The organism is Streptomyces sp. a15 (assembly GCF_059026085.1).
On sequence record NZ_JBWLKM010000021.1, the window covers coordinates 128,119 to 144,767 of the forward strand.

A 16,649-nucleotide genomic window follows, 5' to 3' on the forward strand; every position below is an offset into this window, starting at 1 on the left:
TGCCGTCACCGACGGGACGTCGCGGCGCGTTTCACTGCCGTGAGCAGGGCGTTCAGGGCGGTTGAGGTGGGCGAGAGGATCGTGGCCGGGGTGTCGCTCTCGCGGAGGTGGAGGGTGGTGGGGGTGGCGGCTATCTCCAGGCAGTTGGTGTCGGAGCCGCCTCCGGAGAACGACGACTTCTGCCAGTGGAGGGTTTCGGGCACGGGGGTTCCTTCACAGTTCCTGTGCGATACGGCGGATGAGGTCGAGGGAAGCATCCTGCGGAAGGGCTGCCTTGTCGATGCTCTCGAAGAGGGTTCGGTAGCGGTTCAGCCGTGCTGTGGCGTCGATGAACTCGGCGCCGTGGGTCGTGTCGATCTGCACGGTGTCGAGTTGGGGCACGACTCCGCCAACGTACTGCATGGGGTAGCCGGCCCCCGCAAAACCCTCGGCGGAGAAGGGGATGACGCGAAGGGTGAACGACTTCGAGTCGGACGCCTCAAGCAGGTGTTCGAGCTGGACGCGGGTGACATCGGAACCGCCGACGCGCATGCGCAGCGCGGCCTCGTGGATGACGACGTCGTACGGTGTGCCCAACTCCGGCACCTGTCGACGCCGCATCCGAAACGAGACGCTGGCTTCGCGGTCCTCCTCCGGAAGGCTGGGTTCGACGAAGAGTGAGGCCGCACGGGCGTGCTCCTCGGTCTGGAGGACTCCGGGGATGTGCACCACCTCGAATACGCGGACGTACGACGCGTGATGCTCCAACTCGGCAAGGTCGAGCGCCTGAGGAGGCAGTACGCCCCGGTACTCCTCCCACCAGCCCTTGAACCGCGGCACCGCCATCTCGACCAATGCGTCCACGAGTTGGCTGTCGCCGCACTCGTAGAAGCCGGCCAATCTGCGCAGCCGCTGCTCGCTGATTCCGAACCGGCCGGATTCGATGTGGCTGATCTGGGTCTGGTTCACGCCGAGGAAGGCGGCGGCATCCCGCGACTCGATGCCTGCCGCCTCGCGCAGCTTGCGCAGTTCAGCACCGAGTCTGCCCTGTCGGGCAGTGGGGTTGACCCTCGGCGGCATGGCGTCCTCCTCGTTCGTCGTACTTTTCCAGACCGGTTGAGGCGTATCAGGCTGAGCCGCTACGGTCGTAACGTATCTCACGGAGAGTGCCCCCGCGGTCACTCATCCGCAACTCCCGCACGCCCACCTCCCGTTGGAAGTGCCACCCCGACCATCGACACCGGGGCGCCGGACAGCAACGCGGCCGGGCTCGCGCAATCCCCCTCACCCACCGGAGTTGATGCCCCATGCCCTCGTACACCCTCATCTGCCCACCCCTCGACACGTCGCCCCACATCGCCCGCGACTTCGTCGCCACCGTCCTGCGCACCCTGGAACTGGACGGCACCCTCGTCGACGACGCGATTCTCTGCACCTCCGAACTCGTCACCAACGCCTGCGTGCACGCGAAGGGCGACAGCACGGTGCTGTGGCTGGCGGTGGAGGAGGGGCGGCTGCGGGTGGTGGTGTACGACGGGGACGAAAACCCACCGGTGATAAGGGAGTTGACCACGGAGATGTGGGAGCAGGGCGGCGGACGGGGCCTGTGTCTGGTGGACGCCGTCACCGAGGGCCGCTGGAGTCACGGCCCGGACATCCCGTACGGCGGGCACGAGCATCCGCACCCGGAGGGCAAGGCGGTGTGGTTCGACCTGCCCGTAGACCCGCACCCGCCCGTACGACTCCCCGCGGCACCATGATCAGCTCAACGCAAAGGCGCGAGGGTGCGGGAACCGATCTGTCCCGCACCCTCGAACTCGGCCCCGCCGTCGCGGAGCCCTCGCGCCCTGTGCCGCTCCAGTGCGTATGCCCCTATTGGGGTGGGTCGGCTTTCTGTCGATGCGTCATGTCCGCATACCGGTCAGACGCCGTAGCCGTCGCTGTATCCGTTCCGCCTGCTGTGGTGCCGTTCCTCTTCGATGACCGGTGTGCTGGGCGGCATGACGACGCGCCTGCGCCGCGCGATGCTGCTGAAGGTGCTGACGCCGATCAGTCCGACGACCATCAGGATGATGCCGACGAGATCGAGGTTGACCCCCTGCATGTCCCAGTCGGTCGCGAACGTGAGGATGGCTCCCGCGGCGATGAGGATGATGCACCCGCCGAGGCCCATGAGTGTCGCCTCCCTGTCCGGTCCGGTCGATCCGGTCCGTGACTGCGAGTACCCCGGTTGTCAACCCCCATGCCGGGCGGAACCCTTGGAGGCCGGAACCTAGCCCGCCAGGAACGCCACCAGCGAGTTCGCCAGCAGATGCGGGTCGTCGACGCCGCACAACTCCCGTGCGCTGTGCATCGACAGGATGGCCACGCCGATGTCGACGGTCATGATGCCGTGGCGGGCCGCGGTGATCGGGCCGATCGTCGTGCCGCACGGCATGGAGTTGTTGGAGACGAAGGTCTGGAACGGCACGTCCGCCTTCTCGCAGGCGGCGGCGAAGACGGACCGCCCCGAACCGTCCGTGGCGTAGCGGTTGTTGACGTTGACCTTCAGGATCGGGCCGCCGTTGACGCGCGGGTGGTGCGTCGGGTCGTGGCGCTCCGCGTAGTTGGGGTGGACCGCGTGGCCCGTGTCGGAGGACAGACAGACGGTCCCCGCGAAGGCTCTCGCCCGGTCCTCGTACGATCCTCCGCGCGCGAACACCGAACGCTCCAGCACGCTGCCGAGCAGCGGTCCGTCCGCGCCGGTGTCCGACTGCGAGCCGTTCTCCTCGTGGTCGAAGGCGGCGAGGACGGGGATGTACGGCAGGTCGCCCCCGGCGAGCGCCGCCAGCGCGGCCACGCCGGAGTGCACGGACAGCAGGTTGTCCATGCGCGGCCCGGCGAGCAGCTCGCCGTCCCGGCCCAGGTAGGCGGGCGCCTCCACGGAGTGCGTCATCAGGTCCCAGCCGGTGACCTCGCCCGCGCCGATCCCCGTCTCCTCCTCCAGGAAGGCGATGAGATCGCCGTCCCGGACGTCGTTGCCGAGCCCCCAGATAGGCTGCAAATGGCGCTGCTTGTCGAGCTTGAGGCCCTCCGACGACACCGAACGGTCCAGGTGGATGGCGAGTTGGGGCACCCGCAGCAGCGGCCGGTCGATGTTCACCAGCCGCGTCGAACCGTCCCGCAGGGTCAGCCGGCCCGCCAGGCCCAGATCGCGGTCCAGCCACGAGTTCAGCAGCGGACCGCCGTAGATCTCCACGGCCACCTGCCGCCACCCGTGCGCCCCCGTGTCGGGCCGCGGCTTGACCCGCAGGTTCGGCGAGTCGGTGTGCGCGCCGATGATCCGGAAGGGAGTGTGCGGCTCGGCGCCCTCGGGCACGTACCACGCCACGATCGCCCCGCCGCGCAGCACGTACCGGCCGCCTGTCGTCCCGTCCCACGCTTCCGTCTCCGCGACCTGTCGGAATCCGGCCTTCTCCAGGCGCTCGGCCGCGTTGGCCACCGCGTGGTACGGCGAGGGGCTCGCCGTGAGGAAGGACATGAGGTCGTCGGTGTGGCCGCGGTCGAAGCGGGAGGGTGCGCTCATGGGGTTCACCTTAACGACGTACGAGGGCCCGCTCCCGGCGATGCGGAGCGGGCCCTCGTGTGGACGATGTGGAGCTGTGTACGGCTGGTCTGATGTGTCCTAGAACGCGGCCTCGTCCAGCTCCATCAGGTCCAGCTCGGCACCCTCGGCGATCTTGCGGGCCAGGGTGACGCCCGGCAGGACGTTGGCCGCGAAGAACTTCGCCGCGGCGATCTTTCCGGTGTAGAACGCCTTGTCCTTGGCGGAGGCCGTCTCCAGCTTCTCGGCGGCGATCGCGGCGCCCTTGAGAAGCAGATAGCCGACGACCACGTCACCGGAGGCCATCAGCAGACGGGTCGTGTTCAGACCCACCTTGTAGATGTTCTTGACGTCCTGCTCGGTCGCCGCGAGGTCGGTCAGCATCAGGCCGACGATCGCCTCCAGCTCGACGGCCGCCTTGGCCAGGTGCTCGCGGGCGCCCGCCAGCTCCTCGCCGCCCGTGCCCAGCGCGAGGAACTTCTTGATGTCCTCGGCGAGCGAGTTCAGCGCCGCGCCCTGGTTGCGGACGATCTTCCGGAAGAAGAAGTCCTGGCCCTGGATCGCGGTCGTGCCCTCGTACAGGGTGTCGATCTTGGCGTCGCGGATGTACTGCTCGATCGGGTACTCCTGCAGGAAGCCGGAGCCGCCGAAGGTCTGCAGGGACTGGGCGAGCTGCTCGTAGCCCTTCTCGGAGCCGTAGCCCTTGACGATCGGCAGGAGCAGGTCGTTGAGCGCGTGCTCCGTCGAGGTGTCCTCGCCCTCCGCCTCCTTGACCTGGATCGCGTCCTGGATCGAGGCGGTGTAGAGGACGAGAGCCCGCATGCCCTCCGCGTACGCCTTCTGCGTGATCAGCGCGCGGCGTACGTCCGGGTGGTGCGTGATGGTGACCTTGGGCGCGGTCTTGTCCATGAAGTTCGCGAGGTCGGGACCCTGGACGCGCTCCTTGGCGTACTCCAGCGCGTTCAGGTAGCCCGTCGACAGCGTGGAGATCGCCTTCGTGCCGACCATCATCCGTGCGAACTCGATGATCCGGAACATCTGGCGGATGCCGTCGTGCTTGTCGCCGATCAGCCAGCCCTTGGCGGGGTGCTGGTCGCCGAAGGTCATCTCGCAGGTGTTGGAGGCCTTGAGGCCCATCTTGTGCTCGACGTTCGTCGCGTACACGCCGTTGCGCTCGCCCAGCTCGCCGGTCTCGAAGTCGAACAGGTACTTCGGGACGAGGAAGAGGGACAGGCCCTTGGTGCCGGGGCCGTGGCCCTCGGGGCGGGCGAGGACGTAGTGGAGGATGTTCTCCTCCATGTCGTGCTCACCGGACGTGATGAAGCGCTTGACGCCCTCGATGTGCCAGGAGCCGTCCTCCTGCGGGATCGCCTTGGTGCGGCCGGCGCCCACGTCGGAGCCCGCGTCGGGCTCGGTGAGCACCATGGTCGAACCCCAGGTCCGCTCCACGGCGAGCTGCGCGATCTTCTTCTGTACGTCGTTGCCCTCGTCGAAGAGGATCCCGGCGAACGCCGGGCCGGAGGAGTACATCCACACGGCCGGGTTCGAGCCGAGGATCAGCTCCGCGTACGACCAGATCAGGGACGGGGGAGCGGTCGTACCGCCGATCTCCTCGGGCAGGCCGAGGCGCCAGTACTCCGAGTCCATGAAGGCCTTGTAGCTCTTCCTGAACGTCGCCGGTACCGGCGCGGTGTTCGTTTCCGGGTCGAAGACCGGCGGGTTGCGGTCGGCGTCCGCGAAGGACTCCGCCAGCTCGTTCTCCGAGAGGCGGGTCAACTCCTCGAGGATGCTCTTCGCGGTCTCGGTGTCCATCTCCTCGAACGGTCCGGTCCCGTACAGCTTGTCGCGCCCGAGGACCTCGAAGAGGTTGAACTCGATGTCGCGGAGATTCGACTTGTAGTGCCCCATGGCGACGGCTCCGTAGAGGATCGGCGAGGGACTGACCTCGCACCTAGTTCACATACCAACAAGTAGCTACCGATGATGCTACCCGCCGGTAATAAGAAGCAACCCCGATCCGGTATCTGTGACAGGTCACACCGGCACCGTCAGCGTCGCGGTGTACCCCTGGCCGACGCTGCCCGTGACCGTCGCCAGCTGCTGGTCGTGGCTGTCGCTGAAGACGCTGTCCGACTCCAGGGAGAGCTCGCTGAGATTCGTCCCGCTCTGGCTGTAGCCGTCGGTGGCGTACACCGTGTCGCTCACGTTCTTCGGCAGCGCGAGCTGCGAGGTGTTCGTGATCGACCTGGCCGCAGTGGCGTCGGCCAGGCTGCCGTAGACCTCGAAGTGGACGTGCGGCCAGCGGCCCGGGTAGCAGCCGGGGAAGATGCTCTTGAACGTGACCTGGCCCTGGTCGTCCGCCTCCTGGACGCCGCGCAGGTAGTTCTCGTCCGTCACGCCGTCGTTGTACAGGGAGTACCTGCCCTCCCGGTCGCATTGCCAGATATAGACGGCGGCGCCCTTCTTGGGGGTGCCGCAGCCGGAGGCGGCGTCCACCACCGTGAGCGTGATCGTCAGGGGTACGCCCTCGGCGGTGCCGCCCGCGGAGTCGCCGAAGCTCCGCGTGATGTCGCTGCGGACGACACCGCTCTCCCGCAGGACGTTCACGCCGTTGGAGCCGTCGCCGGGGAAGGGGCCTTCGGTCTCCTCGGGGATCGTCTCGCACTGAACGGGCGACGAGGAGGACGACGACTCGGTCGACGGGGAGGACGACGGTGACGAGGACGCCGAGGTGTCCTCCTCCGACGTGCAGCCCACCAGCGGAATCAGGCTCGCCCCCGCCATCAGCCGGATCATCCGGCGGCGGGCGAGGACAGGAAGGTCGTAGGAGAGTCCCCTGTCGTGTTCGTGGACCTCGTCGCCGTGGTGTCCGTGCATGGCTGTCCCCTTGCCCGTGCGGTGCCGTCTCGTGGGCGCTTTTATCTGACATGGCAGACGCTATGAGCGGTGGCCGCGAGAACACCAGGCCGCGGACTGTCAAGTCACTATCGATTCGCTGTCGGTTTGCCGACCCACCCCGCACCGAACCGACCCACCCCGTACCGACCCACCCCGTACCGGCCCGCCCCGTACCGGCCCGCCCCTCGGTCGATCTCGGTACTCTTGCGCCCATGTACGGCTACGACCAGAACGTCGGTGCACAGCAGGGGTACGCCCCGCCGCAGCAGCCCATGTCCGGCGGCGTCGGCGGCTACGGCCAGCAGCCGCCGCTCTACCCCGAGCCGTCCCCGCCCTCGCTCGCGGACGCGGTGCGGGCCTTCACCACCGGGCAGCTGTCCGCCGAGGACTTCCAGCAGGTCTTCGCGACCTCCAAGGTCTACTGCCCGCGCGGCGACAACCCCGGCTTCCTCGCCCTGCACAACACCCAGCAGCCGGTGATCCCCATGTTCACCTCGCTCAAGGAGCTGCGCCGGTACGCGGGCAAGGAGTCCAAGTACTTCGTCATCACCGGCGCCGAGGTGATCGACCTGCTGCCGACCGGCTACGGCTTCGTCCTCGACATGGAGGGCGAGCACCGCATGGTCTTCGACGCGAAGGCCGTGGAGCAGATGGTCGAGTTCGCGATGCGGCGGATGTACGGCTGAGTGCGCAGGGTGTACGGCTGACGCCTACCGACGAGAGCCCGGAGGGAATGCCCTCCGGGCTTTCTCTGTTCCGGGTGGCAGAAAGTTCAATGCTCAACTAAACTGGACGCACCAAGGAGGTACCGACATGCCTGCAGTGACCGTCGAGAACCCGCTGACGCTGCCGCGCGTCACCGCGCCCGCAGACGCCGCGGCCCGTCCCGTGCTCGCCGTCACGACCGCGCCGAGCGGTTTCGAGGGTGAGGGCTTCCCGGTGCGCCGTGCGTTCGCCGGGATCAACTACCGCCATCTGGATCCGTTCATCATGATGGACCAGATGGGTGAGGTGGAGTACGCGCCGGGCCAGCCGAAAGGCACTCCCTGGCACCCGCACCGCGGCTTCGAGACCGTCACCTACATCGTCGACGGCATCTTCGACCACCAGGACTCCAACGGCGGTGGCGGCACCATCACCAACGGCGACACCCAGTGGATGACGGCCGGTTCGGGTCTGCTCCACATCGAGGCGCCGCCGGAGTCTCTGGTCATGTCCGGAGGGCTGTTCCACGGTTTGCAGCTGTGGGTGAACCTCCCCGCCAAGGACAAGATGATGGCGCCGAGGTACCAGGACATCCGCGGCGGCAACGTCCAGCTGCTCACGTCCCATGACGGTGGCGCCCTGATGCGGGTCATCGCCGGCGAGCTGGACGGCCACGCCGGTCCCGGCATCACGCACACGCCGATCACGATGATCCACGCGACACTGGCGCCGGGTGCGGAGATCACCCTGCCGTGGCGGGAGGACTTCAACGGTCTGGCGTACGTCATGGCGGGGCGGGGCGCGGTGGGCGCGGAGCGGCGTCCGATCCACCTCGGTCAGACGGCCGTGTTCGGGGCGGGTTCCTCGCTGACGGTCCGTGCGGACGAGAAGCAGGACTCCAACACACCGGACCTGGAAGTCGTCCTCCTGGGCGGTCAGCCGATCCGTGAGCCGATGGCGCACTACGGGCCGTTCGTGATGAACACCCGTGAGGAACTGCAGCAGGCGTTCGACGATTTCCAGAAAGGGCGGCTGGGAACGATCCCCGCCGTGCACGGGATGTCCGAGGGTGGCCTGTAAGGGCCCGGTGGTTGAGTACGCTACGAGCAGGCCCGAAGCCGCAACTTCGTTTTGCGGCTTCGGGCCTGTCTTGCGGCGTGGGGTGGTGCTACGGCAGCACGTAGACCGGCGCGCCGTCCGGAGCGCAGCCGACCTGCCGTACGCAGCCCCGCCTGATGAGCATCCGCAGGCAGTCGTGGACGCGTTCGTACGGCAGTCCCGTGCGGTTGGCGATCTCCTCGACCCGGTAGCGGGCGCTGCCTTGCACCAGGGCGGGAGCGAGGCAGGCGGCCACCATGTGGACGTCGTCGGTGACGATCAGGTTCCTCGCCTTCCAGGTGGCGAGGAGTTGCTGGTGCGTCAACTCGGATGCTGCGGCGGGCCGGGAGTCGGCGCGGGGTTGCCTGAGGGCCTCGGTCAGGTCGCGCAGTGCGTCGACCATCCTGTCCTGGCCCTCGCCGATCCGCCGCAGCAGTTCGTTGCGCTCCCCCGCAGAGGCAGCCAGCATCTCGTCCGCATGAAGGTTCCGCTCTTCGAGCCGCATGATGGCGTCGGCGACCTGTTGGGGCATGAGGTAGGCGGAGCCGCCGGGGTGGGCCAGTGGTGCGGGAGAAGGCTCCAGGGAGTAGGAGCCGTCGCGCTGGATGGTGGCGATGACTTCGGAGACCCACGCCTTGAAGGGCTGGGACTCCGGCTTGGTGCAGCCGTTCACCAAGCGGATCAGGCCTTGGAGGTCCACGACGTTCATGTCTCGTCGCCACTCCCGACCTGCAGGAATGCTGAGAGCGTAACCTCCAGTTACTGTCTCGAGAATGTCTCGGTGCTCTTTGGGGACATGGTCCTGCAGAGTCTTGCGAGGGTTGGTGTACCCCAACTGATTGCAGACATCCACCGCGGGAAACCAGTGCGTCCCGTCCGGCATGGTCAGCCTCCGCACCCGCGCCCCCGTGGCCGCGAACACGAAGTCGTTGATGTCGATCGCGTCCTGACGTTGTCCCGCCGACTGGTCCGGCGGGGTGTTCTTCTGCTCGTACATCGAGCATCACCTCCGCCTCGGAAAATAGGCAGGCGTGGGAACAACTCGCGTCAATAGCAAGGATGTTCATCCGAACGTGGACAGACGCATCGATTCTGCACAGGTACCTTCTCTATGACGTCCCGTCCGCAGACGCCTCCCCCGTCGCCTCCCAGAGCTCGAACCAGATGCTCTTCCCTTCGCCCCGCGGATCCACCCCCCACACATCGGCGAGCAGTTCGATGAGCACCAGTCCGCGTCCGGACGACGCCAGCTCTCCCGGTCTGCGCTTGTGCGGGAGGTCGTCGCTGGTGTCCGTTACCTCGACGCGCATCCGGCGTTCGCCCGGGTCGCCCCGTACCTCGGCGAGCAGCAGGGCGTCGGCGTCGGTGTGGACGAGGACGTTGGTCAGTGTCTCGGAGAGCAGCAGGACCGCCGAGTCCACCTGGTCCGCCGATGCCCAGTCGTGCAGGAGCTCGCGCAGTTGTTGCCGGGCCACCGCGACCCGTTCCGGTTCCGCCTGGGCCACCGAGAGCATCGTGCGGCGGACCGGGGGGCGTACGACGACGGGGTCGCCGGTGCCCTCGCCCTGCCGGGACAGCAGCAGGACGGCTATGTCGTCCTCGCGGCGGTCGGCCAGTGGGCCGGTGGTGTGGTGGGAGGAGGGGCCGTGCACGGCCTGGACCAGGGCGTCGGCGAGGGCCTCCAGGTCGCCCTTGTGGTCCTCCAGGATCGTGCGGATGCGCTTCCAGCCGGTCTCCATGTCGTGGCCGCCGGTCTCGATGAGGCCGTCGGTGCACAGCAGCAGGGTCTCGCGGGGTTCGAGGGTGATCCGGGTGGTGGGGTAGTCGGCGTCGGGGTCGATGCCCAGGGGGAGGCCGCCGGCCGTGGGGCGGGTCAGGACCGTGCCGTCCGCCATGCGGATCGCGGGGTCGGGGTGGCCGGCGCGGGCGACGTCCAGGATGCCGGTCGTGGGGTCGGCCTCCACGTAGAGGCAGGTCGCGAAGCGGAGGTCGGTGGCCTCTGTGTCGCCGTACGTCATGCCGTGCAGGAAGCGGGAGGCGCGGGAGAGGACCGCGTCGGGGCGGTGGCCCTCGGAGGCGTACGCCCTGAGCGCTATGCGGAGCTGGCCCATCAGGCCCGCGGCGCGGACGTCGTGGCCCTGGACGTCGCCGATGACCAGGGCGAAGCGGCCGCCCGGCAGGGGGATCATGTCGTACCAGTCGCCGCCGACCTGGAGGCCGCCGCCGGTGGGGACGTACCGCGCGGCGACGCTCATGCCCGGTATCTGGGGGCCGAGGGTGGGCAGCATCGAGCGTTGCAGGCCGTCCGTGAGCTCCCGTTCCGACTCCGCGACCCCGGCCCGGGAGAGGGCCTGCGCGAGCATGCGGGCCACCGTGGTCAGGACCGACCGCTCGTCCGGGGTGAACGCCACCGGATACGCGAAGGCCGCCATCCACGCGCCCATCGTGCGGCCGGCCACCGTCAGGGGCAGGAACGCCCAGGACTGGCGGCCGAAGCGCTGGGCGAGCGGCCAGGTGACGGGGTAGCGGGACCTGTAGTCGTCGGGGGAGGAGAGGTAGACGGCGCGGCCGGTGCGGACCACCTCGGCGGCGGGGTAGTCCGTGGCGAGGGCCATGTGGGAGAAGGGGCTCTCGTCGCCGGGCTGGTGGCCGTGGTGGCCGATGATCGTCAGGCGGTCGCCCTCGACGCCGAAGACGGCGAGGCCGTCCGGGGAGAAGCCGGGCATGGACAGGCCGGCGGCGACCCGCAGGACCTCGGTCGTGGAGCGGGCCTCGGCCAGGGCGCGGCCCGCGTCCAGCAGGAAGGCCTCGCGGGAGCGGCGCCAGTCGCCGGTGACGGCGGTGCGTCCGGCGGGCGTGCCGGGCCTGGGTTCGGTGACCTCCTGGAGGGTGCCGATCAGCTCGTACACCTTCTTCACCGGGTCGAAGGACGGCTTGGAGCGGCTGCGGACGACGCGGACGACCTGCCCCTGGTCGTCCATGATCCGGACGCGCACTTCGGCGAGGGTGTCCTCGGCGACGGCGAGCTGGATCACTCCGGTGATCTCGTTCCAGTCGACGGGGTGGAGCCGGGCCCGGGTCTGGGCTTCCGTGAGGACGGTCTCCTCGGCGGGCAGCCCGAGCAGCCGGGCTGCCTCGGTGTCGACCGTGACCAGTCCCGTGGCGGTGTCCCAGTGCCACAGGCCGGTCGCGAGGGCGGCGAGAACCTCCCCCACGGCGGGCAGAGGCTCGCCAGTGCGCATTGACCCACTTTAAGAAGACGAGGACGAGGAGTGCCACTGATCACCGGGCTCTTAATGGTGGGGAGTCGATCGTGGGGTGGCCGGTACCCTTGGGAAGTCCGGGCACCGGGCCCCGGAGATCCCCGATCAGCGAAGGCTGGATGAACGACGATGCATCGGTACAGGTCCCACACCTGCGGCGAGCTCCGCGCCTCTGACGTCGGCACCGACGTCCGGCTGAGCGGCTGGCTGCACAATCGGCGCGACCTGGGCGGCATCCTCTTCATCGATCTGCGCGACCACTACGGCATCACGCAGCTGGTGGCCCGCCCCGGCACCCCGGCGTACGAGGCTCTGGACAAGGTGTCCAAGGAGTCGACGGTACGTGTAGACGGCAAGGTTGTTTCACGTGGAACCGAGAACGTGAACCCGGACCTTCCGTCCGGCGAGATCGAGGTCGAGGTCGGCGAGGTCGAGCTGCTCGGCGCGGCGGCCCCGCTGCCCTTCACGATCAACACCGAGGACGGGGTCAACGAGGAGCGGCGTCTGGAGTACCGCTTCCTGGACCTGCGCCGCGAGCGCATGCACCGCAACATCCTGCTGCGTACGTCGGTCATCTCGGCGATCCGGCACAAGATGACGGCGCTGGGCTTCAACGAGATGGCGACGCCGATCCTGTCCGCCACCTCCCCCGAGGGCGCCCGCGACTTCGTCGTTCCCTCCCGCCTGAACCCGGGCAAGTTCTACGCCCTCCCCCAGGCCCCGCAGCAGTTCAAGCAGCTGCTGATGATCTCGGGCTTCGACCGCTACTTCCAGATCGCGCCCTGCTTCCGCGACGAGGACGCCCGCGCGGACCGCTCGCCGGGCGAGTTCTACCAGCTCGACGTCGAGATGAGCTTCGTCGAGCAGGAGGACGTCTTCCAGCCGATCGAAAAGCTCATGACCGAGCTCTTCGAGGAGTTCGGGAACGGCCGTCACGTGACGTCCCCCTTCCCCCGCATCCCGTTCCGCGAGGCGATGCTGAAGTACGGCTCCGACAAGCCGGACCTGCGCGCCCAGCTCGAGCTCGTCGACATCACCGACATCTTCGAGGGCTCGGAGTTCAAGGCCTTCGCCGGCAAGCACGTACGTGCCCTGCCGGTGCCGGACGTCTCCGCGCAGCCGAGGAAGTTCTTCGACCAGCTCGGTGACTTCGCGGTCTCGCAGGGCGCCAAGGGCCTGGCCTGGGTGCGTGTGGCCGAGGACGGCTCGCTGACCGGCCCGATCGCGAAGTTCCTCACCGAGGAGAACGTCGCCGAGCTGACCAAGCGGCTGTCGCTGGCCGCCGGTCACGCCGTGTTCTTCGGCGCGGGCGAGTTCGACGAGGTCTCGAAGATCATGGGCGCGGTGCGGGTCGAGGCCGCGAAGCGCGCCGGGCACTTCGAGGAGAACGTCTTCCGGTTCTGCTGGATCGTCGACTTCCCGATGTACGAGAAGGACGAGGAGACCGGCGCGATCGACTTCTCGCACAACCCGTTCTCCATGCCGCAGGGCGGTCTGGAGGCCCTGGAGACCCAGGACCCGCTGGACATCCTGGGCTGGCAGTACGACATCGTCTGCAACGGCGTCGAGCTGTCCTCCGGCGCGATCCGGAACCACGAGCCGGAGATCATGCTGAAGGCGTTCGAGATCGCGGGCTACGACCGGGAGACCGTCGAGGAGAAGTTCGCCGGCATGCTGCGCGCGTTCCGCTTCGGCGCCCCGCCGCACGGCGGCATCGCCCCCGGCGTCGACCGCATCGTCATGCTGCTGGCCGACGAGCCCAACATCCGCGAGACCATCGCCTTCCCGCTCAACGGCAACGCCCAGGACCTCATGATGGGCGCGCCGACGGAGCTGGAGGAGGCGCGGCTGAGGGAGCTGCACCTGTCGGTGCGCAAGCCGCAGCCGAAGTAGTTCTCTTCAGTAGTTCTCTTCGCGAGGGGCCCGGAAACCGACGTCGGTTTCCGGGCCCCTCGGTTTCCGGACACCGTAGGTTTCCGGCCCCCTCGCGGTGGCTTGGCAAACCACAGTCCTCTCCCACGCCGTTGACAGCCTTCTTACCTAACTTCCCTGTCCATGACGGGAAACCAGACGGCCCAAGGGCCGAAACACAAGCGGGATCTGACGCGTCGCAAGGTGGTCGTGGCCGGAGCGGGCGCGGCCGCGGCGGTGGGTGTCGGCGGCGCCGTCGCCGCGGGTGCCTTCGCGGGTGAGAAGAGCGGGAAGGCGGCCACCGCCTCCGCGAGCAGCACCGCCACCGGCGCGGAGGTCTGCTACCAGCTCACCTCGGAGACCACCGAGGGTCCTTACTACATCGACGCCGACAAGATCCGCCAGGACATCACTGAGGACAAGGAGGGCATCCCGCTCACCCTCACCCTCAAGGTGATCGACTCCGAGACCTGCAAGCCGATCGCGAACGCGGCCGTCGACATCTGGCACTGCGACGCGCTCGGCATCTACTCCGGCTATGAGAGTTCGTCGGCCGGCGGTGGCGGCACCGCCCCCACCGACGCCCCCTCGGGCACGCCGAGTGGCACGCCCACCGGCGAGCCCCCGTCGGGCGCGCCGACCGGCGGCACCGGCGGGGTCCACCAGGAGCCCACCGACGACGAGCGCTATCTGCGCGGCACGTGGAAGACCGACAAGCAGGGCCGGGTCACCTTCAAGACGGTCTTCCCGGGCTGGTACCGCGGCCGCTGTGTTCACATCCACACCAAGGTGCACGTGGACGGCGAGTGGACCGACGCCGGCTACGAGGGCGGGCACGCCTGCCACACCGGTCAGTTCTTCTTCGACGAGGAGTCCGTGCTCGCCTCCGCCGAGGTCGAGCCGTACTCCACCAGTACCACCGAGCGCACCACGCTCACCGAGGACACCATCTACGACCAGAGCGGCACCACGGGCGGTCTCCTCAAGCTGAAGTACGACAAGAAGAACATCGCCAAGGGCGTCCTGGGCACCATCACGATGGGCGTCGCGCCGGACGAGACGAACGACGGCACCTGATCCCGCCTCCCTGATCCCACCCCGGGTCAATGGGCTGCCCCAGTTGCTCGTGTTCGCGTTCGCGTACATGAACATCTGCTCAACCCATTGACCCGGAAGATCAGCCTCCGTAACGTCCCCCAGTGCCCGCGTACGTGATTGAAGTTCACGTATGTGCACACGAGGGAGACAACGATGTCAGAAGTCGTGTCAGAAGTCGTGACACCCGACGCCGAACGCCGAGCGGTCGGCAAGTTCCTGCGCCGCATGCTGCCGATCCTGGTTCTGATGCTGCTGGTCAACCAGATGGACCGGACGAACGTCGGCTTCGTCCAGGACGAGTTGCGGGCCGATGTGGGGGTGAGTGCCACCGCGTACGGTCTCGGCGCGGGCCTGTTCTTCATCGGGTACGCGCTGTTCGAGGTGCCGAGCAACATGCTCATGGAGCGGTTCGGTGCCCGGGTCTGGCTGACCCGGATCATGATCACCTGGGGTCTGGTGATCGTGGCGATGTGCTTCATCCACAACGTCGCGATGTTCTACGCCCTCCGCTTCCTCCTCGGCGTCGCGGAGGCCGGTTTCTTCCCCGGCGTGCTCCTCTACTTCACCCAGTGGCTCCCCGACTCCAGCCGGGGCCGGGCGAGTGCGATCTTCCTCGGCGGTTCGGCGACGGCGTACATCGTGACGGGTCCCATCACCGGGGCGCTGCTCGAACTGCACGGGGCGGGCGGATTCGCCGGCTGGCGTTGGATGTTCGCGCTGGAGGGCGCCTTCTCGATCCTCGTCGGGTTCATCGCCGGGTTCTTCCTCGTCTCCCGTATCGAGGACGCCCGCTGGCTCACACGGGAGGAGAAGGCGGCGCTGACCGCGGCCGTCGACCGTGACAAGGAGGCCCGCAGCCGCGCCCCGAAGGTCTCGCGGCTCAAGCTCCTGTTCCACCCCCAGGTCGCCCTGCTGACCGGCGTCTTCTTCGCGATGGCCCTCACCGGGTACGCGATCACCTTCTGGCTGCCGAGCCTGGTCGACGACATCGGCGGGCTGTCGCCCTTCCAGGTCGGGCTGCTCACGGCCGTACCGTGGATCTGTGCCGTGATCGCGATGTACACGGTCAGCCACTTCACCGACAAGGCCCCCGACCGCCGCCCCTATCTGGCGATCGCCCTGGTCCTGTCGGCCGTGGGCACTTTCCTCGCCACTCTGGGCTCTCCCTGGTTCGGGCTCGCCGCCCTCACGCTCGCCGCGGTCGGCGGGAAGTGCGCGGCCACCCTGTACTGGCCGATGGCCCAGTCCGGACTCGACCTGAAGATCGCCGCACCGGGTCTGGCCGTGGTCAACTCCATCGGAAACCTGGGCGGTTTCGTCTCCCCCACCCTCTTCGGCTACCTCAAGGACACGACCGGCAGCACGAACGGCGGCCTGTACACACTCTCCGCCGCGTCCCTGCTAGCGGTGCTCGGAGTGATCTACGTCAGGAACACCCGCGGGACGCCCGACGCCCTGGCGCGGACCCCGCAGGATCCGCAGGATCCGCAGGATCCGCAGGAGGCGAGCGCACAGCGCCCTGTCGTCTCCTGAGACGCGCGAAGACGCCCGGGGCGAACACACCCCGGGCGCCTGCATGCACAACCAACCGTTCAGGACAGGGACTTGTAGCCGCTCCACCCGGTCGCGATCTTCGCCCGTCCGCCGAACGACCCCTTGCCGTCGCCGCTGTTGCGCCAGACGTTGCCGCTGGTGTCGCGGGAGACGAGGTCGGCCCTGCCGTCGTCGGTGAGGTCGCCGACGCCGACGATCGCGTTGTACGAGCCTCCCCAGTTCGCGAAGAGCTTGGTGCGGGCGCCGAAGGTGCCGTTGCCCTTGCCGTAGTAGCGGTACAGGGTGTTGGCCTTGTCCTGGGCGAGGAGGTCGCCGATGCCGTCGCCGTTGAGGTCGCCGACGCCCACGATCTTCTTGTACGTCTTCCAGTTGTCGTAGAGCTTCACGCGGGCGGACAGCTTGCCGGTGCTCGTGCCCTTGTAGAGGTACACCGCACCGGTCGAGGTGTTGCGCGCGATCAGGTCCGGGCGGCCGTCGCCGCTCACGTCACCGGGCGCGGTCAGCACGTCGTACTGGTTCCAGCCGCTGCTGGAGAGAGTCGTGTACGACGTCGACGGCTT

General features: G+C 68.3%; 16 protein-coding genes. 6 read left to right on the forward strand and 10 right to left on the reverse strand.

The window, feature by feature from the left end:
* Positions 1-5 precede the first annotated feature (5 nt).
* Complete coding sequence (locus tag AC5P09_RS22840) at positions 6-203, reverse strand: DUF397 domain-containing protein (protein WP_493875663.1); 198 nt, start codon at positions 201-203, stop codon at positions 6-8.
* A gap of 10 nt (positions 204-213) precedes the next feature.
* Complete coding sequence (locus AC5P09_RS22845; RefSeq protein WP_493875664.1) at positions 214-1,059, reverse strand: helix-turn-helix domain-containing protein; 846 nt, start codon at positions 1,057-1,059, stop codon at positions 214-216.
* Between the two features lie 227 nt (positions 1,060-1,286).
* Here AC5P09_RS22845 and AC5P09_RS22850 point away from each other — a divergent pair, with 227 nt between their 5' ends.
* Entirely contained in the window at positions 1,287-1,739 is a 453-nt protein-coding gene (locus AC5P09_RS22850) for an ATP-binding protein (protein WP_493875665.1), read from the forward strand.
* A 161-nt stretch (positions 1,740-1,900) separates the two neighbouring features.
* On the opposite strand, the gene AC5P09_RS22855 is transcribed toward AC5P09_RS22850, so the two are convergent.
* The 4 genes from AC5P09_RS22855 to AC5P09_RS22870 form a co-directional block, all read right to left on the reverse strand.
* Positions 1,901-2,152 (reverse strand): DUF6458 family protein, encoded by a 252-nt coding sequence (locus tag AC5P09_RS22855; protein WP_493875666.1) that lies wholly within the window; start codon positions 2,150-2,152, stop codon positions 1,901-1,903.
* Between the two features lie 99 nt (positions 2,153-2,251).
* The gene (locus tag AC5P09_RS22860) at positions 2,252-3,544 is read right to left on the reverse strand and encodes a M18 family aminopeptidase (protein WP_493875667.1); all 1,293 of its coding nucleotides are present in this window, start codon (positions 3,542-3,544) and stop codon (positions 2,252-2,254) included.
* A gap of 99 nt (positions 3,545-3,643) precedes the next feature.
* Positions 3,644-5,470, reverse strand: coding sequence for an acyl-CoA dehydrogenase (locus AC5P09_RS22865; protein ID WP_493875668.1), 1,827 nt, complete (start codon positions 5,468-5,470; stop codon positions 3,644-3,646).
* Between the two features lie 126 nt (positions 5,471-5,596).
* Positions 5,597-6,439 (reverse strand): intradiol ring-cleavage dioxygenase, encoded by an 843-nt coding sequence (locus AC5P09_RS22870; RefSeq protein WP_493875669.1) that lies wholly within the window; start codon positions 6,437-6,439, stop codon positions 5,597-5,599.
* A gap of 233 nt (positions 6,440-6,672) precedes the next feature.
* On the opposite strand from AC5P09_RS22870, the gene AC5P09_RS22875 reads away from it, so the two are divergent.
* Together AC5P09_RS22875 and AC5P09_RS22880 are read left to right on the forward strand one after the other, a co-directional pair.
* Positions 6,673-7,146, forward strand: coding sequence for an SseB family protein (locus AC5P09_RS22875; RefSeq protein WP_266436507.1), 474 nt, complete (start codon positions 6,673-6,675; stop codon positions 7,144-7,146).
* Between the two features lie 127 nt (positions 7,147-7,273).
* Positions 7,274-8,245: a pirin family protein gene (locus tag AC5P09_RS22880; protein ID WP_493875670.1), complete on the forward strand. Its 972-nt coding sequence runs from the start codon at positions 7,274-7,276 to the stop codon at positions 8,243-8,245.
* An 88-nt stretch (positions 8,246-8,333) separates the two neighbouring features.
* Here the strand turns inward: AC5P09_RS22880 and AC5P09_RS22885 are convergent, their stop codons facing one another.
* The gene (locus AC5P09_RS22885) at positions 8,334-9,260 is read right to left on the reverse strand and encodes a BRO-N domain-containing protein (RefSeq protein ID WP_493875671.1); all 927 of its coding nucleotides are present in this window, start codon (positions 9,258-9,260) and stop codon (positions 8,334-8,336) included.
* A gap of 112 nt (positions 9,261-9,372) precedes the next feature.
* A complete protein-coding gene (locus AC5P09_RS22890) occupies positions 9,373-11,505 on the reverse strand; it encodes a SpoIIE family protein phosphatase (protein WP_493875672.1) in 2,133 nt (710 codons plus the stop codon).
* A gap of 150 nt (positions 11,506-11,655) precedes the next feature.
* Between AC5P09_RS22890 and aspS the strand changes: the two genes are divergently transcribed.
* Positions 11,656-13,419 carry an aspartate--tRNA ligase gene (aspS, locus tag AC5P09_RS22895; protein ID WP_493875673.1) on the forward strand — a complete coding sequence of 588 codons (1,764 nt, stop codon included), beginning with the start codon at positions 11,656-11,658 and terminating at the stop codon, positions 13,417-13,419.
* On the opposite strand, the gene AC5P09_RS22900 is transcribed toward aspS, so the two are convergent.
* Positions 13,337-13,546 carry a twin-arginine translocation signal domain-containing protein gene (locus tag AC5P09_RS22900; RefSeq protein WP_493875674.1) on the reverse strand — a complete coding sequence of 70 codons (210 nt, stop codon included), beginning with the start codon at positions 13,544-13,546 and terminating at the stop codon, positions 13,337-13,339. The genes aspS and AC5P09_RS22900 overlap by 83 nt on opposite strands.
* 35 nt (positions 13,547-13,581) lie before the next feature.
* Here AC5P09_RS22900 and AC5P09_RS22905 point away from each other — a divergent pair, with 35 nt between their 5' ends.
* Entirely contained in the window at positions 13,582-14,514 is a 933-nt protein-coding gene (locus tag AC5P09_RS22905; protein ID WP_493875675.1) for an intradiol ring-cleavage dioxygenase, read from the forward strand.
* A gap of 174 nt (positions 14,515-14,688) precedes the next feature.
* Positions 14,689-16,068 carry an MFS transporter gene (locus AC5P09_RS22910; protein WP_493875676.1) on the forward strand — a complete coding sequence of 460 codons (1,380 nt, stop codon included), beginning with the start codon at positions 14,689-14,691 and terminating at the stop codon, positions 16,066-16,068.
* Positions 16,069-16,127: 59 nt separating this feature from the next.
* Here the strand turns inward: AC5P09_RS22910 and AC5P09_RS22915 are convergent.
* Positions 16,128-16,649, reverse strand: a 522-nt coding sequence (locus tag AC5P09_RS22915) for an FG-GAP repeat domain-containing protein (RefSeq protein ID WP_493875677.1), incomplete at its 5' end; no start/stop codon positions are given.

Excerpts from the sequence above, each read along its gene's own strand:
- AC5P09_RS22880 (WP_493875670.1), top strand. The coding sequence starts at position 7,274 with ATGCCTGCAGTGACCGTCGAGAACCCGCTGACGCTGCCGCGCGTCACC.
- AC5P09_RS22885 (WP_493875671.1), bottom strand. The coding sequence starts at position 9,260 with ATGTACGAGCAGAAGAACACCCCGCCGGACCAGTCGGCGGGACAACGT.
- AC5P09_RS22890 (WP_493875672.1), bottom strand. The coding sequence starts at position 11,505 with ATGCGCACTGGCGAGCCTCTGCCCGCCGTGGGGGAGGTTCTCGCCGCC.
- AC5P09_RS22870 (WP_493875669.1), bottom strand. The coding sequence starts at position 6,439 with ATGCACGGACACCACGGCGACGAGGTCCACGAACACGACAGGGGACTC.
- AC5P09_RS22865 (WP_493875668.1), bottom strand. The coding sequence starts at position 5,470 with ATGGGGCACTACAAGTCGAATCTCCGCGACATCGAGTTCAACCTCTTC.
- AC5P09_RS22860 (WP_493875667.1), bottom strand. The coding sequence starts at position 3,544 with ATGAGCGCACCCTCCCGCTTCGACCGCGGCCACACCGACGACCTCATG.
- AC5P09_RS22910 (WP_493875676.1), top strand. The coding sequence starts at position 14,689 with ATGTCAGAAGTCGTGTCAGAAGTCGTGACACCCGACGCCGAACGCCGA.
- aspS (WP_493875673.1), top strand. The coding sequence starts at position 11,656 with ATGCATCGGTACAGGTCCCACACCTGCGGCGAGCTCCGCGCCTCTGAC.
- AC5P09_RS22875 (WP_266436507.1), top strand. The coding sequence starts at position 6,673 with ATGTACGGCTACGACCAGAACGTCGGTGCACAGCAGGGGTACGCCCCG.
- AC5P09_RS22905 (WP_493875675.1), top strand. The coding sequence starts at position 13,582 with ATGACGGGAAACCAGACGGCCCAAGGGCCGAAACACAAGCGGGATCTG.
- AC5P09_RS22850 (WP_493875665.1), top strand. The coding sequence starts at position 1,287 with ATGCCCTCGTACACCCTCATCTGCCCACCCCTCGACACGTCGCCCCAC.
- AC5P09_RS22845 (WP_493875664.1), bottom strand. The coding sequence starts at position 1,059 with ATGCCGCCGAGGGTCAACCCCACTGCCCGACAGGGCAGACTCGGTGCT.
- AC5P09_RS22855 (WP_493875666.1), bottom strand. The coding sequence starts at position 2,152 with ATGGGCCTCGGCGGGTGCATCATCCTCATCGCCGCGGGAGCCATCCTC.